The 25,387-nt window shown below is 61.9% G+C and carries 25 protein-coding genes; 13 read left to right on the top strand and 12 right to left on the bottom strand.

Features of this window, described 5'->3' with window-relative positions; translation table 11 throughout:
• Nucleotides 1-143: 143 nt before the first annotated feature.
• Complete coding sequence (mtnA, locus tag TU75_RS13100; protein ID WP_060549175.1) at nt 144-1,214, bottom strand: S-methyl-5-thioribose-1-phosphate isomerase; 1,071 nt, start codon at nt 1,212-1,214, stop codon at nt 144-146.
• A 109-nt stretch (nt 1,215-1,323) separates the two neighbouring features.
• On the opposite strand from mtnA, the gene TU75_RS13095 reads away from it, so the two are divergent.
• From TU75_RS13095 to TU75_RS13080, 4 genes are all read left to right on the top strand, one after another.
• A complete protein-coding gene (locus TU75_RS13095; RefSeq protein WP_060549174.1) occupies nt 1,324-2,655 on the top strand; it encodes a TRZ/ATZ family hydrolase in 1,332 nt (443 codons plus the stop codon).
• 62 nt (nt 2,656-2,717) lie between these two features.
• The gene (gene ubiG / locus TU75_RS13090; protein ID WP_060549173.1) at nt 2,718-3,416 is read left to right on the top strand and encodes a bifunctional 2-polyprenyl-6-hydroxyphenol methylase/3-demethylubiquinol 3-O-methyltransferase UbiG; all 699 of its coding nucleotides are present in this window, start codon (nt 2,718-2,720) and stop codon (nt 3,414-3,416) included.
• A gap of 4 nt (nt 3,417-3,420) precedes the next feature.
• Entirely contained in the window at nt 3,421-4,092 is a 672-nt protein-coding gene (mupP, locus tag TU75_RS13085) for an N-acetylmuramic acid 6-phosphate phosphatase MupP (protein WP_003235332.1), read from the top strand.
• Between the two features lie 78 nt (nt 4,093-4,170).
• A complete protein-coding gene (locus TU75_RS13080) occupies nt 4,171-4,911 on the top strand; it encodes a YciK family oxidoreductase (RefSeq protein ID WP_060549172.1) in 741 nt (246 codons plus the stop codon).
• A gap of 287 nt (nt 4,912-5,198) precedes the next feature.
• Here the strand turns inward: TU75_RS13080 and TU75_RS13075 are convergent, their stop codons facing one another.
• From TU75_RS13075 to TU75_RS13050, 6 genes are read right to left on the bottom strand one after another with little or no spacing between them, the layout of a single operon-like run.
• Nucleotides 5,199-6,713 carry an ABC transporter substrate-binding protein gene (locus TU75_RS13075; RefSeq protein ID WP_060549171.1) on the bottom strand — a complete coding sequence of 505 codons (1,515 nt, stop codon included), beginning with the start codon at nt 6,711-6,713 and terminating at the stop codon, nt 5,199-5,201.
• 34 nt (nt 6,714-6,747) lie between these two features.
• Nucleotides 6,748-7,719 (bottom strand): ABC transporter ATP-binding protein, encoded by a 972-nt coding sequence (locus tag TU75_RS13070; RefSeq protein ID WP_060549170.1) that lies wholly within the window; start codon nt 7,717-7,719, stop codon nt 6,748-6,750.
• Nucleotides 7,716-8,672, bottom strand: a complete 957-nt coding sequence (locus TU75_RS13065) for an ABC transporter ATP-binding protein (RefSeq protein WP_060549169.1) — start codon at nt 8,670-8,672, stop codon at nt 7,716-7,718. The genes TU75_RS13070 and TU75_RS13065 overlap by 4 nt, the downstream gene beginning before the upstream one ends.
• Nucleotides 8,669-9,526: an ABC transporter permease gene (locus TU75_RS13060; protein ID WP_003235322.1), complete on the bottom strand. Its 858-nt coding sequence runs from the start codon at nt 9,524-9,526 to the stop codon at nt 8,669-8,671. Before TU75_RS13060 ends, TU75_RS13065 begins: the two co-directional genes overlap by 4 nt.
• The gene (locus TU75_RS13055) at nt 9,523-10,470 is read right to left on the bottom strand and encodes an ABC transporter permease (protein WP_060549168.1); all 948 of its coding nucleotides are present in this window, start codon (nt 10,468-10,470) and stop codon (nt 9,523-9,525) included. The genes TU75_RS13060 and TU75_RS13055 overlap by 4 nt, the downstream gene beginning before the upstream one ends.
• Nucleotides 10,471-10,473: 3 nt before the next feature.
• On the bottom strand, nt 10,474-11,361 hold the full coding sequence (locus TU75_RS13050) for a proline iminopeptidase-family hydrolase (protein WP_060549167.1): 888 nt from the start codon (nt 11,359-11,361) through the stop codon (nt 10,474-10,476).
• Between the two features lie 183 nt (nt 11,362-11,544).
• On the opposite strand from TU75_RS13050, the gene TU75_RS13045 reads away from it, so the two are divergent.
• Nucleotides 11,545-12,309 carry a LuxR family transcriptional regulator gene (locus tag TU75_RS13045; protein WP_003235316.1) on the top strand — a complete coding sequence of 255 codons (765 nt, stop codon included), beginning with the start codon at nt 11,545-11,547 and terminating at the stop codon, nt 12,307-12,309.
• Nucleotides 12,310-12,402: 93 nt separating this feature from the next.
• Nucleotides 12,403-13,335, top strand: coding sequence for a proline iminopeptidase-family hydrolase (locus tag TU75_RS13040; protein WP_060549166.1), 933 nt, complete (start codon nt 12,403-12,405; stop codon nt 13,333-13,335).
• Nucleotides 13,336-13,371: 36 nt separating this feature from the next.
• Here TU75_RS13040 and TU75_RS13035 read toward each other — a convergent pair whose 3' ends face one another.
• Together TU75_RS13035 and punC are read right to left on the bottom strand one after the other, a co-directional pair.
• Complete coding sequence (locus TU75_RS13035; protein WP_003235311.1) at nt 13,372-14,874, bottom strand: nucleobase:cation symporter-2 family protein; 1,503 nt, start codon at nt 14,872-14,874, stop codon at nt 13,372-13,374.
• Nucleotides 14,875-14,951: 77 nt separating this feature from the next.
• Nucleotides 14,952-16,142 carry a purine nucleoside transporter PunC gene (gene punC / locus TU75_RS13030; protein WP_015371551.1) on the bottom strand — a complete coding sequence of 397 codons (1,191 nt, stop codon included), beginning with the start codon at nt 16,140-16,142 and terminating at the stop codon, nt 14,952-14,954.
• Nucleotides 16,143-16,265: 123 nt separating this feature from the next.
• Between punC and punR the strand changes: the two genes are divergently transcribed.
• Entirely contained in the window at nt 16,266-17,180 is a 915-nt protein-coding gene (gene punR / locus TU75_RS13025) for a DNA-binding transcriptional activator PunR (RefSeq protein ID WP_060549165.1), read from the top strand.
• Nucleotides 17,181-17,241: 61 nt separating this feature from the next.
• Here punR and TU75_RS13020 read toward each other — a convergent pair whose 3' ends face one another.
• Nucleotides 17,242-18,411, bottom strand: coding sequence for an aspartate aminotransferase family protein (locus TU75_RS13020; RefSeq protein ID WP_060549164.1), 1,170 nt, complete (start codon nt 18,409-18,411; stop codon nt 17,242-17,244).
• Nucleotides 18,412-18,515: 104 nt separating this feature from the next.
• On the opposite strand from TU75_RS13020, the gene TU75_RS13015 reads away from it, so the two are divergent.
• Nucleotides 18,516-19,421 carry a LysR family transcriptional regulator gene (locus TU75_RS13015; RefSeq protein ID WP_060549163.1) on the top strand — a complete coding sequence of 302 codons (906 nt, stop codon included), beginning with the start codon at nt 18,516-18,518 and terminating at the stop codon, nt 19,419-19,421.
• Here TU75_RS13015 and TU75_RS13010 read toward each other — a convergent pair.
• Nucleotides 19,418-20,041: an HAD family hydrolase gene (locus TU75_RS13010; RefSeq protein WP_060549162.1), complete on the bottom strand. Its 624-nt coding sequence runs from the start codon at nt 20,039-20,041 to the stop codon at nt 19,418-19,420. The genes TU75_RS13015 and TU75_RS13010 overlap by 4 nt on opposite strands.
• A gap of 214 nt (nt 20,042-20,255) precedes the next feature.
• Nucleotides 20,256-21,449, bottom strand: coding sequence for an enoyl-ACP reductase FabV (fabV, locus tag TU75_RS13005; RefSeq protein WP_003235301.1), 1,194 nt, complete (start codon nt 21,447-21,449; stop codon nt 20,256-20,258).
• 317 nt (nt 21,450-21,766) lie between these two features.
• Here fabV and TU75_RS13000 point away from each other — a divergent pair, with 317 nt between their 5' ends.
• From TU75_RS13000 to TU75_RS12980, 5 genes are all read left to right on the top strand, one after another.
• Nucleotides 21,767-22,591 carry an aspartyl/asparaginyl beta-hydroxylase domain-containing protein gene (locus tag TU75_RS13000; RefSeq protein WP_060549161.1) on the top strand — a complete coding sequence of 275 codons (825 nt, stop codon included), beginning with the start codon at nt 21,767-21,769 and terminating at the stop codon, nt 22,589-22,591.
• A gap of 147 nt (nt 22,592-22,738) precedes the next feature.
• On the top strand, nt 22,739-24,112 hold the full coding sequence (ppnN, locus tag TU75_RS12995) for a nucleotide 5'-monophosphate nucleosidase PpnN (RefSeq protein ID WP_003235297.1): 1,374 nt from the start codon (nt 22,739-22,741) through the stop codon (nt 24,110-24,112).
• Nucleotides 24,113-24,227: 115 nt separating this feature from the next.
• Complete coding sequence (locus TU75_RS12990) at nt 24,228-24,542, top strand: AbrB/MazE/SpoVT family DNA-binding domain-containing protein (RefSeq protein WP_173664747.1); 315 nt, start codon at nt 24,228-24,230, stop codon at nt 24,540-24,542.
• Nucleotides 24,539-24,934 (top strand): type II toxin-antitoxin system VapC family toxin, encoded by a 396-nt coding sequence (locus TU75_RS12985; RefSeq protein WP_003235293.1) that lies wholly within the window; start codon nt 24,539-24,541, stop codon nt 24,932-24,934. The genes TU75_RS12990 and TU75_RS12985 overlap by 4 nt, the downstream gene beginning before the upstream one ends.
• A 96-nt stretch (nt 24,935-25,030) precedes the next feature.
• Nucleotides 25,031-25,381 carry a hypothetical protein gene (locus TU75_RS12980; RefSeq protein WP_231982014.1) on the top strand — a complete coding sequence of 117 codons (351 nt, stop codon included), beginning with the start codon at nt 25,031-25,033 and terminating at the stop codon, nt 25,379-25,381.
• Nucleotides 25,382-25,387 lie beyond the last annotated feature (6 nt).

Here is a 25,387-nt window from a genome sequence, read left to right as displayed (position 1 = left end):
CCCCTGAAGATGGTCGCTCTGCCATGAAATCCGGCGCACGAGCGCCGATTGCAGGAGCGATAGAGGCTCAACTCTGCAAAATGACGTCGTTCACATGGCAGTACATATAGCGAATCAAGGGTTACATCGGAGGCGCTTGAACCTCAGTGCAGGCGCTTGCGGCACATCAACCTGGCCAGCTTGGCGGTATCGGGTCGCTCTACCACGCCTTTCTCAGTGACGATCACATCAATCAGGTCGGCGGGCGTCACATCGAACGCCGGATTCAACGCCTGCACTTCCAGGCGCTGACCGCCAATCTCCAGCAACTCCTCCACATCGCGCTGTTCCAGCGTCACGTCTTCACCGGTGGCCATCATCAAGTCGACCGTCGAACTCGGCGCCACCACCATGAAGCGCACGCCATGGTGCATGGCGCACACAGCCAACTGATAAGTGCCGATAGTGCCGATCACATCACCATTGGCCGCAATACAGTCGGCGCCGACGACCACCCAGGTCACGCCTTTGGTCTTGAGGATATGCGCGCCGGCAGAATCGGCATTCACCGTGACCGGCACCCCATCGCCTGCCAGCTCCCAGGCGGTCAGTCGCGAGCCCTGCAGCCAGGGCCGGGTCTCGTTGGCATACACCTGCTCGACCAGGCCCTCCAGGAAGGCCGCGCGAATCACCCCCAGTGCAGTGCCGACGCCGCCCGTCGCCAGGGCGCCTGCGTTGCCGTGGGTGAGGATCGCCTGGAGGTTGCCCTGATGCTTGCGAATCCGCTCCATGCCCAATTGGGCCATGACGACATTGGCTTCACGGTCGCTCTCATGGATCGTGATCGCTTCAGCTTCCAGCGCGGCCAGGGGCTCGGCGTGCTGCTTGAGGCGGTCCAGGCGGTCACGCATGCGCTTGAGCGCCCAGAACAGGTTGGCGGCAGTCGGACGGGTTTCGGCCAGCAGCGCGTAGTCTTCCTCCCACTTCGCCTGCCAGTCACCGCCTTCGGCGATACGCGTGCGGGCGGCCAGCACCAGGCCGTAGGCGGCGCTGATGCCGATGGCGGACGCCCCACGCACCGCCCTTGCGCGAATGGCCGTGGCCACTTCCTCTACCGTCGAGCAGACCACCCAGCTTTGCCGGGCCGGCAAGATACGCTGATCGAGCAGGAACAGTGCGCCATCACGCCACTCGATGGCCTTCACTTTCTCTGCAGCCAACAGTCGGTCGCGCATGCCTAACCCCGCACTCATGAACAAAAGCCGCCGATTATAGCGATCCGCCAGCCAGGACGCTCGGGTATACTTCGCCCTTCTTTTATAGCTGCCAGGGAACAAGCCTGCGATGACCGCTACCGCCGCCCCGCTCGACTTATTGCTGCTGCCGACCTGGCTGGTACCTGTCGAACCCGCCGGCGTGGTGCTCAAGGAGCACGCACTGGGCATTCGCGATGGCTGCATTGCGTTTATCGGGCCACGGGCGGCCGCGCTGAAGCTTTCGGCCAACGAAGTACGCGAGCTGCCGGGCATGCTGCTCAGCCCGGGCCTGATCAACGCCCACGGGCACGCGGCGATGAGCCTGTTTCGCGGCCTCGCCGACGACCTGCCGCTGATGACCTGGCTGGAAAAACACATCTGGCCCGCCGAAGCCAAGTGGGTCGACGAGGCCTTCGTACGCGACGGCACCGACCTGGCCATCGCCGAGCAACTCATGGGCGGCATCACCTGCTTTGCCGACATGTACTTCCACCCCAAGGTCGCCAGCGACTGCGTACACAACAGCGGCATGCGCGCGCAGATCGCGATCCCGATCCTCGACTTCCCGATCCCCGGCGCCAGCACCGCCGATGAGGCGATCCGCCAGGGCATCGAACTGTTCGGCGACCTCAAGCACCACCCGCGCATCAAGATCGCCTTCGGCCCGCACGCCCCCTACACGGTGTGCGACGCCAACCTGGAAAAGGTCCGGGTCATCGCCGAAGAGCTGGACGCCGCGATCCAGATGCATGTGCATGAAACGGCGTCGGAGGTGCAGCTGGCCGTCGAGCAGACCGGCGAGCGCCCCCTGGCGCGCCTGGGCCGCCTCGGTTTGCTCGGCCCGCGCTTCCAGGCCGTACACATGACGCAGATCAGCGAGGACGACCTGGCCTTGCTGGTTGAAAGCAACACCAGCCTCATCCATTGCCCCGAATCCAACCTGAAACTGGCCAGCGGCTTTTGTCCGGTGGAGCGCCTGTGGCAGGCCGGGGTCAATGTGGCCATCGGTACCGACGGCGCCGCCAGTAATAATGACCTCGACCTGCTCGGCGAAACCCGCACCGCCGCGCTGCTGGCCAAGGCCGTAGCTGGCTCGGCCACCGCGCTGGATGCCCACCGCGCCTTGCGCATGGCCACCCTCAACGGCGCGCGGGCCATGGGCCTGGAAAACCAGATCGGCTCGCTGGAAGTGGGCAAGGCCGCTGACATGGTCGCCTTCGATCTTTCAGGCCTGGCGCAACAACCGATCTATGATCCGGTCTCACAACTTATCTATGCCACCGGGCGCGAGTGCGTGAAACATCTGTGGGTCGCCGGCAAGCAGTTGCTCGACGACCGGCGACTGACCCGCATGGATGAACAACAGTTGACCGCCAGGGCCATCGCCTGGGGCCAACGCATCAGCGGGCATAACGAATAACGAAGGGGCCGGACCACACGTTCAGCACCGACACACCGATTATCAGATTCAGAGGATTGACCATGAGCAACGTCGACCACGCCGAAATCGCCAAATTCGAAGCCCTGGCCCATCGCTGGTGGGACCGCGAGAGCGAATTCAAACCCCTGCACGACATCAATCCGCTGCGGGTCAACTGGATTGATGAACGCGTCAACCTGGCCGGCAAGAAGGTGCTGGACGTGGGCTGCGGCGGCGGCATCCTCAGTGAAGCCATGGCCCTGCGCGGCGCCACCGTGACCGGCATCGACATGGGCGAGGCGCCGCTGGCCGTGGCCCAACTGCACCAGCTGGAATCGGGCGTGAGCGTCGAATACCGCCAGATCACCGCCGAAGCCCTGGCCGAAGAGCTGCCCGAGCAATTCGACGTGGTCACCTGCCTTGAAATGCTGGAGCACGTGCCGGACCCGTCTTCGGTGATCCGCGCCTGTTTCCGCATGGTCAAGCCCGGCGGCCAGGTGTTCTTCTCCACCATCAACCGCAACCCCAAGGCCTACCTGTTCGCGATCATCGGCGCCGAATACATCATGAAGCTGCTGCCGCGCGGCACCCATGACTTCAAGAAATTCATCCGCCCGAGCGAGCTGGGTGCCTGGAGCCGCCAGGCCGGCCTGACCGTCAAGGACATCATCGGCCTGACCTACAATCCGCTGACCAAGCACTACAAGCTGGCCAACGATGTTGACGTCAACTACATGATGCAGACCCTGCGCGAGGAGTGAGCCTGTGAAGCTGCGAGCAGTTCTCTTCGATATGGACGGTACCCTGCTGGACACCGCGCCGGACTTTATCGCCATCTGCCAGGCCATGCGCGCCGACCGAGGCCTGGCGCCGATCAACCCCGACCATGTGCGCGATGAAATTTCCGGCGGCGCACGGGCGATGGTCGCGGTGACCTTCTCCATGGACCCGGAGTCACCAGGCTTTGAAGACCTGCGCCAGGAATTCCTCGAACGCTACCTCAAGGGCTGCGCCATCCACAGCACATTGTTCGATGGCATGGAGCAACTGCTGCAGGACATCGAGAAGTCCAAGCTGATCTGGGGCGTGGTCACCAACAAGCCGCTGCGCTTCGCCGAGCCGATCATGCAGCAACTGGGCCTGGCCGAGCGCTCGGCCTTGCTGATCTGCCCGGACCACGTGAAAAACAGCAAACCGGACCCGGAGCCGCTGATCCTGGCGTGCAAGATGCTCGACCTCGACCCGGCCAGCGTGCTGTTCGTGGGCGATGACCTGCGCGATATCGAATCCGGCCGTGATGCTGGCACGCGTACGGCTGCGGTCACCTATGGCTATATCCACCCGGACGACAACCCGCGTCACTGGGGCGCGGATGTGGTGGTGGACCACCCGCTGGAGCTGCGCAAGGTGCTGGATAACGCACTGTGCAGTTGCTGAGCGTTGCAAGGTCTTGTTATCCCATGAACATCCCCTCCCACAAGGGATCGTCAGTGTTTTTCAACGTCGAGGTTGTTTATGTTTGATTACTCCGCACGCCCGGAACTGCTCAAAGGCCGGGTGATTCTGGTGACCGGTGCCGGTCGGGGGATTGGCGCTGCGGCGGCGAAAACCTATGCCGCCCATGGCGCCACCGTCCTGTTGCTGGGCAAGACCGAAGCCAACCTGGGCGAGGTGTATGACCACATCGAGGCCGCCGGCCAGCCACAACCGGTGGTGATCCCGTTCAACCTGGAGACCGCCCTGCCCCATCAGTACGATGAGCTGGCCGTGATGATCGAAAAAGCCTTCGGCCGCCTCGACGGCCTGTTGCACAACGCGTCCATCATCGGCCCGCGCACGCCGCTCGAGCAATTGTCCGGCGAGCAGTTCATGCAGGTGATGCAGGTGAACGTCAACGCGATGTTCATGCTGACTCGCGCCATGTTGCCACTGCTCAAGCTGTCCCAGGACGCGTCGGTGGTGTTCACCTCCAGCAGCGTCGGACGCAAGGGCCGGGCCCATTGGGGCGCCTATGGGGTATCGAAGTTCGCCACCGAAGGCTTGATGCAAACCCTGGCCGATGAGCTGGAAGACGTGGCGGCGGTGCGCGCCAACAGCATCAACCCGGGCGGCACCCGCACCAGCATGCGCGCCCAGGCGTACCCGGGGGAAAACCCGATGGACAGGCCGGCACCGGAAGACATCATGCCGGTGTATCTGTACCTGATGGGTCCGGACAGTGCCGGGGTGAGCGGGCAGGCATTCGACGCGCAGTAATCCAGTTTGGAAAGGGCTTTGTGGCGAGCGGGCTTGTCCTAATGCCGTTCAGTTAAGCGCAGATTCCCTGTGGCGAGCAGGCTTGTCCTGCGTTGGGCTGCGTAGCAGCCCCAAAACCAGGCGCTTAGCCGTATCAGGCACACCGCGGTTTGCTGGATTGGCGGCGCTTCGCACCCCAACGCGGGGCAAGCCCGCTCGCCACAATAAGCCCACACATTTTCCTTAACTGAACGGCATTAGGGCTTGCCCGCTCGCCACAGGTACCCTGTTACATCGGGTTTGCAAGGTCAGTTCTTCACCACTTCTTCGAGGGTGAAGCGGCCCAGCGGGTTCTGCAGGAAGTTGCTCACATTCTTGCGCGAGATATTGATGTACGGGCTGTAGTACAGGTCGATCCAGTTCACGTCCTGCTTGGCCAACTTCTGCAACTCCACATACATCTGCTCGCGCTTGACCGGGTCAGCTTCGATCCGCGCGGCGGCCACCAGCTCCCTGACCTTGTCGTTCTTGTAGCGGGTCATGTAGTTCTGGTTGGTATCGTGGCCCAGCACGAAGGTGGTCTTCTGGTCCGGGTCGAGGATGTCGTTGGTCCAGTACATCACCGAAATATCGTACTCACCGTCCACCAGCATCTGCCAGCTCTGGGTCGGGTCAACCTTCTGCAGGTTGGCGGTGACGCCGACCTTGGCCAACTGGTCCTTGATGATCACCGCAATCTGCTCGTCGGCTTCGTTGCCGGCGTTGACCACATAGTTGAGCTTCAAGTCCTTGGCACCGGCCGCTTCCAGCAGCTTTTTCGCGGCGGTCGGGTCGTACGGGCGTTGCAGGTTGTCGGCGTAGTGGTACAGCGAACCTTTCGGAATGTAGGAATAGGCCACAGTGCCCTGACCGTAGGTGGCGGCCTTCACCAGCGATTGTTTGTCGATGGCCATGTCCAGCGCTTCACGTACTTGCTGTTTGGCCAGCAGGCCGTGGGCGTGGTTGATCAACAGGTGATCCTCACGGGTGGAGGGGTCGGCGTGGATCACGACATTCTTGTCTTTCTTCAGCTCTTCAACCCGTGAAAACGGGACGAAGATCGCCGTATCCAACTCGTTGTTCTGCACCATGCGCATGCGCGTGTTGTCATCGGTCACCGACACCCATTCCACGCCATCGAGGCTGACGTTTTTGGCCTGCCAGAAGTTCGGGTTCTTTTTCAGGATCACACGGTCGCCCTTGCGCCATTCATCCACAGTGAACGCACCGGAGGTCACCGGGTTTTCCGAGTAGGCGTCTTCGCCCATTTCGGTCATGGCTTTTTCCGACAGGATCGAGACGGTTGGCGACGCCAGTTGCGAGAGGAAGGCCACGGCCGGGGTCTTCAAGGTGACAACCAGGGTCTTCGCGTCGGCGGCCTTGGCAGTGTTGATCAGGTTGAACGGGTCAGCCCACAGCGAGGCTTTGTTGTCACGGATGCGCAGCAGGCTGAAGGCCGCATCGGCGGCGGTGATTGCCGAGCCGTCGGAGAATTTCGCATCACGCAACTTGAAGGTGTAGGTCAGGCCGTCCTTGGAAATCTCCCAGCTTTCGGCCAGGCCAGGTTCCATTTTGGTGCCCAGGTTATCCACGCGCACCAGGGTGTCGTAGACGTTGGCGAACACCCAGGTGTCGCGGTTCTGCGCGCTCTTGATCGGGTCGAACGTGGTGCTGTCCTCGCGACAGCCGATGGTCAGCACCCCTGCGGCCTGGACCAGCCCGGCGGTGAGGGACCAGGCGGTCAATGTGGCGGCGGCAAGCAACTTCAAGTGGCGTGATGGCATGTCATAACTCCTTGTCTATGAATGGCAGGGGGGGTCAAAGCAAAGGTTCTTCAAGCACGCAACTGTATCGATGCTCGTGCAGGAAATGGGTAGGCGGCAACACCACGGAACACATGGTCCGCGCATGCCGGCAACGCGGGTGAAACGCGCAGCCTTCGGGCAGGTTCAGCGGGCTTGGCGGCTCGCCTGGCAGCGGCTCGGCAGGTAACGGCCGGTGAGGATCGATCTCCGGGATCGCCTGGATCAGCGCCGCCGTGTACGGATGACGGGGCGCGGTGAACACAGCTTCCACCGGCCCTTCTTCGACGATCTTGCCCAGGTACATCACTGCCACGCGGTCGCACAGGCGGCGCACGATGGCGAGGTCGTGGGCGATAAACAGAATCGCCAGGTTCATGCGTTCTTGCAGTTCCAGCAGCAGGTTGATGATCTGGCCCTGGATCGACACATCCAGCGCCGCCACGCATTCATCGGCGATGATCAGGCGCGGCTCCACCGCCAGCGCACGGGCGATGCCGACGCGCTGGCACTGCCCGCCACTGAGGGCGCCAGGCTTGCGCGACGCCAACTCGGGGCGCAGGCCGACCAGATCGAGCAATTGATTCACGCGCGCCGGGATCTGCGGCGGCGCAACTTTGCGCTGCACCCGCAACACTTCGGCAATGGTTTCGCCGATGGTGTGGCGCGGGTTCAACGCCGCGTACGGGTCCTGGAAGATCATTGCGGTTTCATGGCGCAGGCGGGCGATGTCGATGGCGCTGCCGTGGGCCATGTCGATGCCATCGAACAGCACCTGACCGGCACTGATGGGGCTCAGGTGCAGGATCGCGCGGCCGAGGGTGCTTTTGCCGCTGCCGGACTCGCCCACCAACCCAAGGGTTTGCCCCGCCGCCAGGTTCAGCGACACTCCGTTCACCGCCCTCACCCACTGTTTATTCAAGCCGAACACGCCCGTGCCGGACGCGGCAAACTTCACCTCCAGATCCTTGATCTGCAGCAGGCTCATGGGCGTTCTCCCAACGGATAGTGGCACGCCACCCGCGCGCCCTCGGGCAGCACCTCGGTGCACAACGCGCCCACCTGCGGGCAGCGGGGATTGAAACGGCAACCGGGCGGCAGCGCATCCAGCAATGGCGGCTGGCCGGCAATGGTGCGCAGCAAGGCGTGGCCACTGCTGTGGGCAGGCTGGCAGTCGATCAGGCCGGCGGTGTACGGATGCTGCGGATTAGCCAGCAGCGCGTATTTGCTGCCGTGCTCGCACAGGCGCCCGGCGTACATCACCGCGATGGAATCACAGGTTTGCGCCACCACGCCGAGGTCGTGGGTGATCATGATGATCGACAGGCCGCGCGTGTCACGCAGCTCCAGCAACAGGCGCAGGATCTGCGCCTGCACCGTCACGTCCAGCGCCGTGGTCGGCTCGTCGGCGATCAGCACCTGCGGGTTGCAGCCCAGGGCCACGGCGATCATCGCGCGCTGGCGCATGCCGCCGGAAAACTCATGGGGATAATTATCGACCCGCGCCTGCGGGTCAGGGATGCCCACTTGGCGCAACACCTCGATGGCCTGCTGGCGCGCCTCCTTTTTCGAAGCGCCTTGATGCAGGCGGATGCCTTCGGCGATCTGCTCGCCGATGCGCATCAACGGGTCAAGGTGACTGCTTGGATTCTGGAAGATCATGCCCAACTGCCCACCACGTACCGCACGCATGCCGGCCTCATCAAGCGCCAGCAAGTCCTGGCCGGCCAGCCGCACGGCGCCGCCCTGCACCCGCAGGTTCGGCGACGGCAGCAAACGTATCAGGCCACGACAGGCCATGGTCTTGCCCGAGCCGCTCTCGCCCACCAAGCCGAGGATTTCGCCTTCGGCCAGGTCGAAGGACACGCGGTCGACCAGCGTGATATCGCGCCCGGCGTTGTTGGCGATCACGCTCAGGTCACGCACCTGCAGCAGGCTCATGTGCGGTCCCCCAATACCTGCGCCACGCCATCGGCCAGCAGGCTGAAGCCCATGGCCAGGGTCACGATGGCCAGCCCTGGAAAGGTGCAGATCCACCAGGCCGTGGTGATGAATGCCTGCCCCTCCGCCACCATGGTGCCCCACTCGGCTGTCGGTGGCTGCACACCCAGGCCCAGGTAACTCACGGCGGCGCCGTTGAGCAGCACCAGCACCGCATCCGACATGGAAAACACAATCGAGCCAAACATCGCGTTGGGCAGCAAATGGCGGAACAGGATGCGCCCATGACCAAAGCCCAGGCTCTTGGCGGCCAGGGCGAACTCGCTTTCCTTGAGCACCAGAATCTGCGAGCGGATCAGCCGCGCGTAAGACACCCAGCCCACCAGCGCCATGGCGATATAAAAGCTCTTCAGGCCAGGGCCGAGGATGGCCATGATCGCCAGCATCAGCACCAGGAACGGGAACGCCAGGATCACGTCGATCACCCGCATGCACACGCTGTCGAAGCGCCCGCCGATATAACCGGACACCGCGCCGACGAAGGTGCCGATCATGAACGGAAAGATCACCCCAATAATGGCCAGCTGCAGGTCAATTCGCGCGCCCCAGATCACTCGGGACAGGATGTCGCGCCCATAGTTGTCGGTGCCGAACGGGTGCGCCAGGCTCGGCGCCAGCAGACTGAACTCGGTGTTCTGCGCAATCGGGTCATAGGGCGCGATCCAGGGCGCAAACAGCGCCAGGGCCAGCCACACCAGAAGCATCAGCAGCCCCCACGCAGCGGTCAGCCGGCCATTACGAAAACCCAGACGCAGGCGCAGGCGCCATGGCGCAATCATCGGGCGGCTGGTCATTGCATCTTCACCCGTGGGTCGAGGGTCACGGTCACTATGTCCGCGATGAAGTTGACCAGCACCGTCGCACACGCCAGCACCATCGCCACGCCCTGCACCACCATGTAGTCGCGGGTAAAAATGCCGCGTACCAACAGTTGGCCGATACCGGGAATGGCGAACAGGCTTTCAATGACCACTGTGCCGCTGATCAACCAGCCGATATTCACCGCCAGCAGGTTGACCGCCGGCACCAGGGAATTGGGCAGCACATGCCGACGAAACACCGCCGCTTCCGACAGCCCACGGGCACGGGCGGCGGTGACATGGTCGGCCTGCAACTCCATTAGCATGCTCGCCCGCAGGTTGCGCACCAGCACCGCCGAGAGCGCCAGGGCAATGGTCAGGCACGGCAGCACCATGTGGTGCGCCTTGTCCTGCCAGGTCCGACCGTAACCGGACACCGGGAACAGGCCCCATTGCACGCTCAGCACAAGAATCAGCATCAGGCCCAGCCAGAACGCCGGCATGCCCAGGCCGAGGGTGGTGAACACGCGGATCAGGTTATCCGCCCAGCCACCTTTGCGGCGTGCCGCCACCGTGGCCAGCGGCACCGCGATCAGCAGCGCCAGCAGCACGCTGCCGAGCACCAGCACCAGGGTCGGCTCGATGCGGGTCACGATCAGCTTCAGGGCGTCAACCTTGTACAGCAGCGACTGGCCGAGGTCGCCCTTGAGCAGGTTCTTCAGGAAGTAGAAATATTGCAGCCACAGCGGCTGGTCGAGGCCGAATTGCGCGCGAATCTTCAGCAACGCATCCGGCGTGCTGCGCGAACCGAGCAAGGCCCGCGCCGGGTCGCCGGGAATCGAGCGCACCAGCACAAAGGTGATCAGGCTGATGCCAAACAGCACCGGCAGCAATTGCAGCGGCCGGGACAGCACGAAACGGTAGCGCGCAAGGTTCATTCGTCAGCCTCGATGACGCGCGAGAAAGTCCAGCAGCACCGGAAAATACGCCTGGGGTTCTTCGTAGAACGGCATATGGCTGCTGTTGGGGAACACATGCAACTCGGCATGCCGGGCTGCCAGTTTCATGCGCAGTGCGCAGGCCGGCGTGAGTTCGTCGTGCTGGCCGGTGGTGATCAGAATCGGCATGCTGAACGCGGCCATCTCCTCAAGACGGTTCCAGTCCTTGAGGTTGCCGATGTAGAGGAATTCGTTGGGGCCCTGCATGGTTTCGTAGGGCCCCATGTTCCAGTCGCCGAGGGAGCGTTTGACCGGCTCCGGCCACTCGTCCAGGCGACACACATGGCGATAGTTGAGCAAGGTGATTGCGGCCTGGTATTGCGGATGGTCCAGGGTGCCCATGGCTTCGTGGCGCTGCATCATCGCCACAGTCTCACTGCCCAGGGCGCCACGCAGGCGTTGCAGCTCCTGGGACAGGTGCGGGATGTCGCCGACGGTATTTTCCAGGATCAGGCTTTTCAGCGCGTGCGGGTAATGAATGGCGTATTCGATGCCGAGCCAGCCGCCCCAGGAATGGCCGAGCATATGCACGCGGCCCAGGCCCAGGGCTTGGCGTACGGTTTCAACTTCTTCGACATAACGGCCGATTTCCCACAAGGAGACGTCGGTGGGTCTGGCAGAAGCGCCCGTACCAAGCTGGTCGAATGCAACCACTCGCAGGTTATGGTCCTTGAGCCAGCCATGGGCGTCGCGCAAGTAGTCACATGGCAGGCCCGGGCCGCCGTTGAGGCACAGCAACACCTCATCGCCTTCGCCAAAGCTGTAGACCACGAGGTTGTGGCCGTCGACTTGCACGTTGTACTGCTGGTCGGGGGCAATTTCACGCCACATGCGTACATTCCTTGTGTGGTATCGGCCTGGCTGGCAGTGGCCGCTGATCAGGCCAACACTACCGAGGATGCCGCGTGTCCATAACCTAGTATTTCTTATAGGTTTGGTCTGGCAGTCCTTCGCCGGGGCGTGGCATTCTACTTGCCGCAAGTCGAGATTCAAATGAATTCGGGAGCAGAACGGATGCTGGCCAAGCTAACTGCCTTCAACAATCGTCTGATGCCGGGCAGGAGCCTGGATGAGCAGATGGACAATACGTTTGTTCTTGCCCAGCAATTGGGTTTCGATGCGCTGGTGTACGACTACACCCCGGTGCCGATCGATCACGACGGCAGCCTGATCACTCCCTCGGTGCTGGAGCTGCGCAACACACCGCCCGACTGGCATGCCTTGTGGTGCGGCGAAGGGTTTTACCAGATCGATCCAGTGCAACACCTGGCCTTGCGCACGGTGTCGCCGTTTGTCTGGTCCTACGAAGCCAAGGCCGAAACCGCACTGCAAACCATCATCGATCCCTGCCACGCCCCGGTATCCTCCTACCTGCACGACCAGCAACTGACCTGCGGCGTCAGCGTGCCCATCCACTTGCCGCGCGGCGGCTTTGCTTCGCTGACCGGCCTGCGCACCGGCAAGGCCGGCGCGGTGCTGCAGGATGCCCGGCAGACGCTGCCGGACTTCAGCCTCATTACCCACGCCTTGCAGGAAGCGGCCTACCCGCTGTTCAGCAAAGAACTGCGCACCTACCCGCATATTCACCTGACCAAACGCGAACGCGAGTGCCTCAAATGGGCCGCCGAGGGCATGACCGCCGCCGAAATCGCTGCGCAATTGAGCCGCTCGCTGGCGGTGGTCACCCTGCACCTGGCCTCGGCGATGCACAAGCTGGGGGCCAGGAACCGCGTGCAGGCGGTGGTGCGTGCCAGCCATTACCGGCTACTGGAAGACTGAAACTCGGCAAAACCTAGCTGTTTTGCTAGTTACCTGAATCGCCCAGGCCAATTATCGTAGCCCTGATCCTTTTTTTTCAGAGCAGGGTACGAAATGGAATTCATCGACAAAATCCGCGAAGGCTACGCGGCCTTCGGCGCCTACCAGACCTGGTACCGCGTCACCGGCGACCTGAGCACCGGGCGCACGCCGCTGGTCATCATTCACGGCGGTCCCGGCTGCACCCATGATTACGTCGACGCGTTCAAGGACGTCGCCGCCAGCGGCCACGCCGTCATCCACTACGACCAGCTGGGCAACGGCCGCTCCACCCACCTGCCCGACAAACCCGCCGCCTTCTGGACCGTCGGCCTGTTCCTCGACGAGTTGAACAACCTGCTGGACCACCTGCAAATCAGCAATGACTACGCAATCCTCGGGCAATCCTGGGGCGGTATGCTCGGCAGCGAACACGCCATTGCGCAACCCAAGGGCCTGCGCGCCTTCATCCCGGCCAACTCGCCCACCTGCATGCGCACCTGGGTCAGCGAAGCCAACCGCCTGCGCAAATTATTGCCCGAAGGCGTCGATGAAACCCTGCTCAAGCACGAAGCAGCCGGCACCTATCAGGACCCGGAATACCTCGCCGCTTCACGAATTTTCTATGACCAGCATGTGTGTCGGGTCAACCCGTGGCCCGAAGAAGTGGCACGCACCTTCGCCCAGGTCGACGCCGATCCAACGGTGTACCACGCCATGAGCGGCCCGACCGAGTTCCATGTGATCGGCAGCTTGAAGGACTGGAACGTGATCGGTCGGCTGTCGGCGATCAACGTGCCGACGCTGGTGATCTCCGGGCGGCACGATGAGGCCACACCGCTGGTGGTCAAGCCGTTCCTGGATGAGATCGCCGATGTGCGCTGGGCACTGTTTGAAGACTCCAGCCACATGCCCCATGTAGAAGAACGCCAGGCGTGCATGGGCACGGTGGTGAAGTTTCTGGATGAGGTGTGTTCGGCGCGGCACGGTGAACTCAAGGCCGGTTGAACAGGTGGTGCGAGAGGGGCTGTCCCCCTCTCACATTCAGACCTCAGTGACTTCAGGTTTCGCTGTTTTCCCTGGAATGTCGGCCAACAACGGAACCTCCTTCCCCTCGGCATCAAACAGCTTGCCGCCGCGAAAATAATCGCCATCACGCAACGCCGCCACATCGTGAAAGCACAGCCTGCGCTCGGTGCCGGCCACGAACACTGACTGCTGGTCCGAGTTGCCGACGGTGAAGTGATTGAACGCCAGGTTCAGCACGATCGCCATGATCGCCGACGAGCTTATCCCTGAATGGAAAATGGTTGCGAACCAGCCGGGAAACTGGTCGTAGAAACTCGGCGCGGCAATCGGAATCATGCCAAAACCGATGGAAGTGGCGACGATGATCAGGTTCATGTTGTTGCGGTAATCCACCTTCGACAACGTGCGAATACCGCTGGCCGCCACGGTGCCGAACAACACGATGCCCGCGCCGCCCAGCACCGACGTGGGCACGGCGGCAATCACCCGGCCCATGAACGGCAGCAGGCCAAGAATCACCAGGAACGCCCCACCCGTGGCCACCACAAACCGGCTCTTCACTCCGGTGACGGCCACCAGCCCGACATTCTGGGCGAACGCGCTTTGGGTGAACGAGCCAAAGATCGGCGCGAACAGGCTTGACAGCATATCGGCGCGCAACCCATTACCCAGGCGTTTTGAGTCGACCCGGGTGTCGATGATCTCACCCACCGCCAGGATGTCCGCCGACGTTTCCACCAGCGTCACCATCACCACGATGCACATGGAAATGATCGCGGCCACCTGAAAAGTGGGCATGCCGAAGTGCAAGGGGGCGGGAAAACCGAACATCGGCCCCTGGGTAACGCCGGAAAAGTCCGCCATGCCGAGCACCACTGCGATCACGGTACCGATCACCATTGCCAGCAGGATCGACAACCGTGAGAGGGCCGCGCTGCCGATCTTGCTAAGCAGCAGCACCAATACCAGCGTGAGCGCGGCCAGTCCGATATTCGACACGCTGCCAAAGTCCGCCGCATGACTGTTGCCGCCCATGGCCCAGCGCGCAGCCACGGGCATCAAGGTCAGGCCGATGGTGGTGATCACGATGCCGGTCACCAGCGGCGGGAAAAAACGGGTGATCCGCGAGAATACGGGGGTGATCAGCAGGCCGATAAATGACGCGGCCATCACCGCCCCGAGAACTGCCGGCAGCCCCGCCGCACCGTCGTCGCCGACAATCGCCACCATGGTTGCCACGCCCGCGAACGACACGCCCTGCACCAGTGGCAACTGGCAGCCGAAAAACGGCACGCCAAGGGTCTGCAACAGGGTCGCCAAGCCACCGGCAAACAGAGATGCGGCGATCAGCAGGCCGATCTGTGCCGGCGCCAAACCGGCCGCCTGGCCGACGATCAGAGGCACGGCAACGATGCCGCCATACATGGTCAACACATGCTGCAGGCCGTAAGCCAGGTTGGCGGCAACGCCCAGATTCTCATCTTCTGGCCGCTGCGGTGATGCCTTCGGGGTAGTCATGGTGAGAAGGTCTCTGTTTTTGTTGTGAGACCACTGTATGCAATGTAAAGGTTATATGTCCATAGAGTTGTATACAATCAATCGGACATCTCACTCGCCAGCGTGCCGCACTCAGCCCTCGGCCGCGCCAGCCAATAACCCAACACCGCCACCGGTGCGGTTGCCAGCATCACGCCTACGGTGATCATGAGCGGCTGGTCGAGCCTCGACGACACCAGCAGGCTGCCGAGAAAGCACAACCCCAGCTGCAACGTGTTTTGCAGCGCTGCTGCTTTGCCGGAGTTCTCCGCGAACGGCATCAGCGCATTCGCCACTACGATGGGGTAGCTCGCACCGTTGACCAACGCCATGAGGCAAAAGGGAATCAGCAAGGTGGTGAGGGTCGGGGCGGTAAAGGTGGCAACCAGGTACAGCGCCATCATGCTGATGCAGTACGCCACCAGCAGCCACGGCAGCAACGCCTTGCCCTCAACATGCCGCAGGGCACTGCGGCAACTGTAGCCGCCGATCAGGAAGGCCAGCGTCGGCACCACATAGCTCAGGCCAATATCGCTGGGGCTGTAGCCCATGCCCCCGAGGATGAACGGCGAAGCGGTGAGCCAGGCGAAGAAGCTCGCAGAGCACGCGGCAAAAATCATCACATTGCCGGTGAACACTCGCGAGGTGAGCAACTGCCCGTAGCTGAGGCGTGCTGCCGGTTTGTCTGCAGGGGGGTTCGGCAAGCTGCGCAGGAACAAGGTGGGCAGCAGCAGCAACAGCGACACCCCGAGCAACACGGCGAAAATCGCCTGCCAGCCGAAGTGGTTCAACACCATCGCCCCCAACAGCGGCGCGAGGGCCGGCGACAGCGACATCAGCGGCATGATGCTGGCGAACACACGATGGGCCTTGGCGGCCGGGTAGCGGTCGATCACCAGCGCCTGCCAGCTCACGGCCGCTGCACACACGCCAATCGCCTGAATGAAACGCAAGGCCAGCAACTGCGGCGCAGTTTCGACCCAGAACATCCCGGCACAACCCAGCACGAACAGGCTCAGGCCTGCCAGCAGGATCGGCTTGCGCCCCAGGCGGTCCGACAGCGGCCCCCACAGCAACTGGCCCACGGCAAAACCTGCGAGAAAAACACTCAGGCTGGCGCCCACTGCGCCCGCGCCGATCTGCAGCTGCTCGCCCATGGCGCCAAACGCCGGCAAGTACATGTCCATGGCGAGATAACCGAGCATGCTCAGCCCCGCCAAATAGCCGATAAAACCAAACGAATTTTTCATTGAAGCCTTTTTAACCTTGCCATCAAACTATTTGCTGGATGGCGCCCATTATGAAGCTGACAAATCCTGTGTGAAGCGAGAATAATTGGAAACTCCTATCAACTATTTTGAAGGCAGTCACTCATGTGGTCCGAATATTCGCTGGATGTGGTGGATGCCGTGGCGCGCCATGGCAGTTTCAGTGCCGCTGCCCAGGAGCTGCACCGTGTGCCATCGGCTATCAGCTACACCGTGCGCCAGCTTGAAGAATGGCTGGCGGTGCCGCTGTTCATCCGCCGCCACCGGGATGTGGAGCTGACTCCCGCGGGCCGTCTGTTTATCGATGAAGCCCGTGGCGTGATGAAAAAAATGCTCGGCACCCGGCGCCTGTGCCAGCAGGTGGCCAATGGCTGGAGCGGTCAGTTGAAGGTGGCGGTGGACTCCATCGTCAAACCGCAGCGCTGTCGGCAGTTGGTCGTGGATTTCTACCGGCAGTTTCCCGAGGTGGAGTTGCTGCTGGAATACGAGGTGTACAACGGCGTGTGGGACGCCCTCGCCGATGAGCGCACCGATCTTGTGATCGGCGCGACCAGCGCGGTGCCGGTGGCCAGCCATTTCACCTTTCGTGACATGGGCCTCATGAACTGGCTGTGCGTGGTCAGTGCCAGGCATCCGTTGGCGGCAGTGGAGGGTTTGCTCAGCGACGACCAATTGCGCCCGTTCGCCTCCCTGTGCATGACCGACACCTCTCGCAACCTGCCCAAGCGCGACACATGGACCCTGGACAACCAACGGCGGCTGGTGGTGCCCAACTGGGCCTCGGCCATCGACTGCCTGCGCGACGGTCTGTGCGTGGGCATGGCACCGGCGCATCAGGTGTTGCCGTGGATCGAGCGTGGCGAGTTGATGGCGCTGCACCTGCACCGGCCCTTCCCCGCCAGCCCGTCGTGCGTGGCCTGGGCGCAGAACAGAGTGTCGCCGGCCATGACGTGGTTGCTGGAGTACCTGGGAGACACCGACACGCTGAATCAGGAGTGGCTCAATGGCGCCGACCTTTGAGCGTCACGCTGCTCCCCTGTGGGAGGGGAATTGCTGCCTCCCACAGTGAGACTGCATTTTTTCAGTTCAGCAGTCGGGTGATGGCCCGCACGATCATTTCCACTTCCTTGCCGTCCAGGGTCAACGGAGGCAACAGACGGATGATCTTGCCCCGGGTCACGTTGATTAGCAGCCCATGTTCATGAGCGGCGCGCCGGGCCAGGTCACGATAGGGACTGGCCAGTTCGATACCGATCATCAAGCCTTTACCGCGAATTGCCACCACCTGCGGGCACTCGTCCAACTCCATACGTAACCGCGCCAGCAGGTGTTCGCCCTGGCGCGCCGCGTTGTGCAGCAGACCTTGCTCTTCGATGATGTCCAGCACCGTGCAACCCACACGGCAAGCCAGCGGGTTGCCACCAAAGGTGCTGCCGTGACTGCCCGGCGTGAACAATTGAGCGACCGAGGCCTTGGCCAGGCAGGCGCCGATGGGCACGCCATTGCCGAGGCCCTTGGCCAGAGTCATCACGTCCGGCACGATGCCTTCATGCTCAAAGGCAAACCAGGTGCCGGTGCGGCCGATGCCGGTCTGGATCTCGTCGAGCATCATCAGCCAGCCGTGGCGTGTGCAGTGGTCGCGCAGGGCTTTCAGATAACCCGGCGGCGCTATCAGCACACCGCTTTCGCCCTGGATCGGTTCCAGCAAAACCGCCGCGATGCGCGTGCCCCATTGCACGGTGATCGCATCCAGGGCGTGCAGGTCACCAAAGCCGACCTTGATGAAATCTCCCGGCAGACGCTGAAACCCCAGGCGCACGGAAGGCCCGTCACTGGCCGCCATGGTGCCGAGGGTGCGGCCGTGAAAGGCGTTTTCCATCACCACCACCAACGGCTGCTCGATGCCTTTTTTCCAGCCATGCAGGCGGGCAAGCTTGAGTGCCGTCTCGTTGGCCTCGGCACCGGAGTTGTTGAAAAACGCCCGGTCCAAACCGGACAACTGCGTCAGCCGCAGGGCCAAACGCTGTTGCCAGTCGATGCTGTAGAGGTTGGAGGTGTGCAACAACAGCCCTGCCTGTTCGCTGATGGCGCTCACCAGTTTGGGGTGGGAGTGCCCGACATTGGTCACCGCCACGCCCGCCACTGCGTCCAGGTATTCACGGCCCTGCTGATCCCACAGGCGTGTGCCAAGGCCACGGGTGAAGCTCAGGGCCAGGGGTTGATAAGTGCTCATCAGGCAGGCGGCGGTCATGGTAGCGGGCTCCAGTGTCTTGTTGGGGTGGCTTGAAGTATCGTTAGCCACCTCAGCTGGATAAACTCCGCTTTTGTGCAATGACTTTAAAGCAAGGCTTGATAATGGATGTGTTCCAGGCAATGTCGGTGTACGTGAAGGTGGTCGAAAGCGGCAGCATGACCGCCGCCGCCCAGGCGTGCGGCCTGTCGACCACCATGGTCGGCAACCACCTGCGCGCGTTGGAACAGCGCCTGGGCGTGAGCCTGCTCAAGCGCACCACGCGCAAGCAAAGCCTCACGGAGTTCGGCGGCCAGTATTACCAGCGCTGCCTGGAAGTGCTGGGGCTGGTGGCCGACTCCGAGCACCTGGCCGAACAGGCCCACAGCGAGACTCCCAAGGGCACCTTGCGCATCACCGCACCGCCGGCCTTCGGCACCGAGCGCCTCGCGCCGGCGCTGAGTGAGTTCTCCCGCCGCTACCCGCTGATCAAGCTGTATGTGGTGCTCAGCAATGAGCGTATGGACCTGATCGACAGCGGCTTCGACGTCGCCATCCGCCTGGGTGAACTGGAAACACCCGGCCTCATCGCTCGCCCATTGCAGGACTACACCATCACCCTGTGCGCATCACCGGATTACCTGGCACGCCAGGGCACCCCGCAGACACCCGAAGACCTGCGGCAACACGACTGCCTCGCCTTCGCCTACCCCGCCGCTGACGATTGGCGCAACGCCGACAAACTCTGGCGCATGACCGGCGCCGAAGGGGAAATCGAGGTCGAGGTGTCCGGCTCGCTGACCCTCAACAGCTCACAAGGCCTGCGTCAGGCGGCCGTACACGGCATGGGGATCGTCATGTTGCCCGATGCGCTGGTGCGGCCGGACCTGGAAGCCGGCAAGCTGGTGGCCTTGCTGCCCACCTACCAACTGCCCAGCCGCCCCATGCACCTGGTGTATCGCCAGGACCGCTACCGCTTGCCAAAGCTGCGCGCCTTCGTCGACTTCGTAATGGAACAGTTCGCCCGCTAAAAGCCCACACCCAACCCACGCAACTGTGCGGCAGTGCGCTCGGCTGACACATGATGAATACCCTGCCAGCCCAGCGCGATGGCGGCCTCGACATTGCCTGCCACGTCATCGATAAACACCACTTCCCCTGCCTGGATATCCGGCAAATGGGCGCGCACCTGGTCAAGGCTGGCGTGATAGATCGCGGGATCGGGCTTGATCAGCTTCAACTCGCCGGACACGACAATATCGCGCAGACATTGCAGGAACGGGTAGTTGGCGCGGGCGTAGGGGAAGGTTTCAGCGGACCAGTTGGTAAGCCCGAACAGCGGCATATTGACGGCGTGCAAGGCCTTGAGAATCGCCACACCTTCGGGCAATGGGCCACGCAGCATTTCGTGCCAGCGGTCGTAGTAAGCGCGGATCAGGGTTTCATGGTGCGGGTATTGGTCAACCAGTGTGCGGGTGGCCTCGGCCAGGGGGCGGCCAGCGTCCTGCTCGGTGTTCCAGGCCTGGGTGCAGATGGTGTCCAGGAACCACTGGCGCTCATGGTCGTCGGCAATCAGCTTGCGGTACAGGTGCAGCGGGCTCCAGTCGAACAGGACACCGCCGAAATCGAAAACTACTGCACGAATCGTCATCAGATCCTCCGTTGGCATGGCGTGATAGCCCAAGGAGTCTGGCAGAGTTTGTCAGGCGGGAGCTGCGCGTCGGCACGTAGGATGTTTCTGAAAAACACCCGCAACGCAAATGAAGAGGGGGCTTGCTCCGATGGCGGAGTGTCAGTCAATTTATCTTTGGTTGACACATCGCTATCGGGAGCAAGCCCCCTCCCACATTGTTTTAAACCGTGTCTCAGGCCTGGATCAGGCCGTTGATCTTCACGGTCGGGTTCACGTCGGCATCGTAGTCCACGCCATCGACTTCAAAACCGAACAAGCGCAGGAACTCAGCCTTGTAGCCAGCAAAATCGCTGATCTCGTTGACGTTGTCGTCGGTCACCTGGTTCCACAGTGCGGCCACGGCGTCCTGGACCTTGGGTTCCAGCTCGGCCAGGTCGGCGCGCAGACGGCCGTCGGCATCCAGCTTAGGCTCGCTGCCGTACAGGCTGTCCTTGAACAGGCCATAGACCTGCTCGATGCAGCCTTCGTGGGTGCCCTGCTCTTTCATCACCTTGAACAGCAGCGACAGGTACAGCGGCATGATCGGGATCGCCGAGCTGGCCTGGGTGACCACGGCCTTGAGCACCGACACACGGGCGTCGCCCTTGAGTGCCGCGAGGTTGTCGCGCAAGGTCAGCACTTTTTTATCGAGGTCTTTCTTGGCTTCACCGATGGAACCGTTCCAGTAGATGTCCTGGGTCAGTTTCTCGCCGAGGTAGGTGAACGCGGTGGTCTTGGCGCCTTCGGCCAGTACGTCGGCGTCGCGCAGGGCGTCGATCCACAGCTGCCAGTCTTCGCCGCCCATGACTTTCACGGTGCCGTCGATTTCTTCCTGGGTGGCCGGCTCAAGGGTGGTGTCGACCACGACGCCCTTGTCGGTGTTGATGCCGCGCAGGGTCACGGCCTTGCCGATCGGCTTGAGGGTGGAGGTGTGCACCACGCCCTGCGGATCGGTACGGCGCGGCGCGGCCAGGCTGTAGACCACGAGGTCGATCTTGCCCAGGTCTTTTTTGATGGTGTCGATGGTCAGGCGCTTGATCTCGTCGGAGAATGCGTCGCCGTTGATGCTCTTGGCGTACAGGCCTTTCTCGACGGCAAACTTCTCGAACGCAGCGCTGTTGTACCAACCGGCGGAACTGAGTTTGCCCTCTTCGCCTTCTTTCTCAAAAAACACGCCCAGGGTGTCGGCGCCACAGCCAAACGCAGCACTGATGCGCGCGGCCAGGCCGTAGCCCGTGGAAGCGCCGAGTACCAGCACCTTCTTGGCACCGCCCTCGATGACGCCGTGTTGAGTCACGTAGTCGATCTGCTCTTTGACGTTCGCTTCACAGCCAACAGGGTGAGCGGTCACACAGATAAAGCCACGAACCCGCGGTTTGATGATCATAAAAATTCTGCCTCTTCCAAGGTGCCGAAGGCCAATGGTGGCCATTCAGCTTAATCGTACCGGTCTATGACGCCCAAAAAACCGAAGCGTCACGATAGTCGCAAATCTTCCGTTTACAAAATCCAATCCGCACGGCCTGCCAAGTACGGCTAGGGTTAAATCCTGAACGGGATCTTCACAATTCCCCTCTATTTAAAACGCCCGTAATCGGTAGAACGCCTTTATCATGAACGGATTGTTTCAATATGTTTCAAAATCCACCACTCGCAGCCAGGGATCCGGACCTGTCGAATGGCGTCCAGCTGGAGCTGAGTTTGATGAGCAAGTCCGTTTTACGTAAAAGAGCCGTGTCGCTCGCCTGGGTGGCAGGCGTGCTGCTGATCATTGGTCTGTTCCCGCTGACCTCGGCGGTGTTCCTTGGGCTGGTGCTGGTGTGCGGTGTGTATGACTTCCTGCGCAACGGCCTGTACGACCGCGACACCATCAAGAAATATTTCATCGGAAACGGACGCAACACCTGGGTGCTGGCACCGTTCAACACCCTGCTCGACCTGCTGAGCCGCCGCAATCGCCATGTTTATACGATGCATGACCTGCCGCCGGCGTGGCGCGATGACCTGCAACAGGTGATCGACGACGCCATGGCCCACAAGGATGAAATCATCGGCTACCTGGATACGCGCATGGCCGAGAAAAAGCGCGGCATGCTGTTTTTCCAGTGGTACGGCCGCCCGATCGAAACCACGCTGGATATTCCGCAACTGCGCAAGAAGCTGCCGTTCGTGAAAACCATCGGCGTATCGGTGTTCAACGAAAACCGCTCCACCTCGTTTCACTTCGGCCCGCTGCGCATGATGTTTCGCGTGCTCTACAACATGGCGCCGGCACCGCACCACGAAGGCGTGTACATCCAGGTCGGCAAACACAAACACTATTGGCACGACGACCCACTGTTCATTTTCGATGACACGCTGATGCACGCCTCCTTCAACAAGAACGACGCAAAGCGTTACTGCCTGTTTATCGACATTGTGCGACCGACCTTGCTGCCTTCGGTGCTTAACGCCGTGATCGCCGGTTTTGCCGGCCTCGTCTTTACCCTGCGTCGGGTTTTCTACAAAAACTGGAAGCTGATTCAGTAGGTTCTGCGGCATGATGGGGGCGGACGGTATTTGCGCTTGGCCTTGCGCCTGAGGTAAATATTCGGCTCGCGCGCCGTCAACGGCGCCCACCCTTCTCAAGCCATCGCTTCGCACAGGATGCGGTGGCTGTGCTTTCAAGGAATCAGAATGCCCCAACGTCACGTCATCAACGCCTCCGTCAGCCCCAAGGGCAGCCTCGAAACCCTCTCCCAACGTGAAGTCCAGCAACTGAGCGCCGCCGGAACCGGCAGCATCTACACCCTGTTCCGCCAGTGCGCCCTGGCCATCCTCAACACCGGCGCGCACATCGACAACGCCAAGACCATTCTTGACGCGTACAAAGACTTTGAAGTGCGTATCCATCAGCAGGACCGCGGCGTGCGCCTCGAATTGTTGAACGCGCCTGCGGATGCATTCGTCGACGGCGAAATGATCGCCAGCACCCGCGAGATGCTGTTCAGCGCCTTGCGCGACATCGTCTACACCGAGAACGAACTCGACAGCCAGCGCATCGACCTGAGCGACTCCCAAGGCATCACCGACTACGTGTTCCACCTGCTGCGCAACGCCCGTACGCTGCGCCCGGGCGTCGAGCCGAAAATCGTGGTGTGCTGGGGCGGGCACTCGATCAACACCGAAGAATACAAATACACCAAGAAAGTCGGCCACGAACTGGGCCTGCGCAGCCTCGACGTATGCACCGGCTGCGGCCCCGGCGTAATGAAAGGGCCGATGAAGGGCGCGACCATTTCCCACGCCAAACAACGCATCACCGGCGGGCGCTACCTGGGCTTGACGGAGCCTGGCATCATCGCCGCCGAGGCACCCAACCCCATCGTCAACGAACTGGTGATCCTGCCGGACATCGAAAAGCGCCTGGAAGCCTTCGTCCGCGTGGGCCACGGCATCATCATCTTCCCGGGCGGCGCGGGCACGGCCGAAGAGTTCCTGTACCTGCTGGGCATTCTGATGCACCCGGACAACCGTGACGTGCCGTTCCCGGTAGTACTGACCGGGCCCAAACACGCGGCGCCTTATCTGGAACAACTGCATGCGTTCGTCGGCGCCACCCTGGGTGAAGCGGCGCAACAGCACTACCAGATCATCATCGACGATCCGGCCGAAGTGGCGCGCCAGATGACCGCCGGCCTCAAGGCGGTGAAGCAGTTCCGTCGCGAGCGCAACGATGCATTTCACTTCAACTGGCTGCTCAAGATTGACGAGGGGTTCCAGCGTCCGTTCGATCCCACCCACGAAAACATGGCCAGCCTGCAGTTGAGCCATGCGCTGGCTCCCCATGAGTTGGCGGCCAACCTGCGTCGTGCGTTCTCGGGGATCGTGGCGGGCAACGTGAAGGACAAGGGCATTCGCCTGATCGAGGAAAACGGTCCTTACGAAATTCATGGCGACCCGGCGATCATGAAACCGCTGGATGAGCTGTTGAAGGCATTCGTGGCCCAGCACCGGATGAAACTGCCGGGCGGCGCAGCCTATGTGCCGTGTTATCGCGTGGTGCAATAAATCCCGGGGGGGCGGTTGGTCATAGTTTGTAGCGCTTTGGTGCATGGGCGAGCGTGTGAGGATCGTGCGTTCGGACTAGGGTTTTCCTATTCCAACTCACTTTTGCGAGCATTCTATGGACCAACGGGTCTTGTCCTTCAACACTCCTTACCCTAGGGTAAGGAGCATTATGTTGGAGGTATTAACCATGGCAACCGCCACACTTACGTCGAAAGGGCAAATCACCATTCCTGTCCAGGTCAGGACGGCTCTGGGCCTGGAAACGGGCGACCGGGTGGAATTCGTCGAACTGGAGGACGGCAAGTTTTCCATGATTGCCGCGAGCAAAACCGTCAAGGACCTCAAGGGATTGATCCGCAAGCCTGCCAGAGCGGTGTCCATCGAGGACATGAACCAGGCCATCGCGGACCGGGGAGCAAAAGCGCGATGATCGGTCTGGATACCAATGTGCTGGTGCGCTACGTCACCCAGGACGATGCGGTTCAATCGGCCAGGGCATCGCACCTGATCGAATCGCTGACTGCTGCGTCGCCGGGTTTTGTCAGCGTGGTGTCCATCGTCGAATTGGTGTGGGTCCTGCAGTCCTGCTACCAATCGGCCAAGGCTGACGTGGTGCTGGTGCTGGAAACCCTGCTGCACACCCGTGAACTGACCATCGAACACGCCGATATCGTATGGAAGGCACTGCGCAAGTTCATCGCCAGCAAGGCCGACTTCGCGGACTGCCTGATCGAGCGTTGCGCCCACGCAGCCGGCTGCGAATACACCGCCACCTTCGACCTCGACGCCGCCAAAACGACGGGCATGAAACGACTGGGCTGAGCCACGGCGTTGCGGCTGACGGCAAAGCTTTGGTAAAAATCGACTGCCCTTTTGATCAAGAGAACACCGAACGTGCGCACATTTTTGCTCACAGCCATGACCCTACTGCCTGCACTCGCCTTGGGTGATGCCATCGCTTGGCCCGACCTGCCGCAGAGCTGCTTCGTCAGCGGCCGCCCGGCCACCAGTGAGGATGTGGACAGTGGGTGCGCGGCGTTCCTGATCAACGTGAAGGGCAAGGCGGCAGGTACGCCGATAGAGCTGAAAATTCCGCAGTACGCGATGCATGTGGACGAAGCATCGGGCAAGGAAACACCGGTGATCATCATCCAGGCGGAGGAAAACGGCGAGGTCAAGGCGGTGGGGTATCGGGAATTGGGCACCGATCAACTCGGTGCGGCTTTGCTGCGAGAGATTCGGCTCCTGGGCACCCAAAAGCCGATTTAACCAGGC

The sequence above is a fragment of the Pseudomonas poae genome (assembly GCF_001439785.1).
GTDB classification, from domain to species: Bacteria; Pseudomonadota; Gammaproteobacteria; order Pseudomonadales; family Pseudomonadaceae; genus Aquipseudomonas; species Aquipseudomonas poae.
The sequence above is the reverse complement of the archived record's forward strand: the minus strand, read 5'-3'. Positions and strand labels throughout refer to the sequence as shown.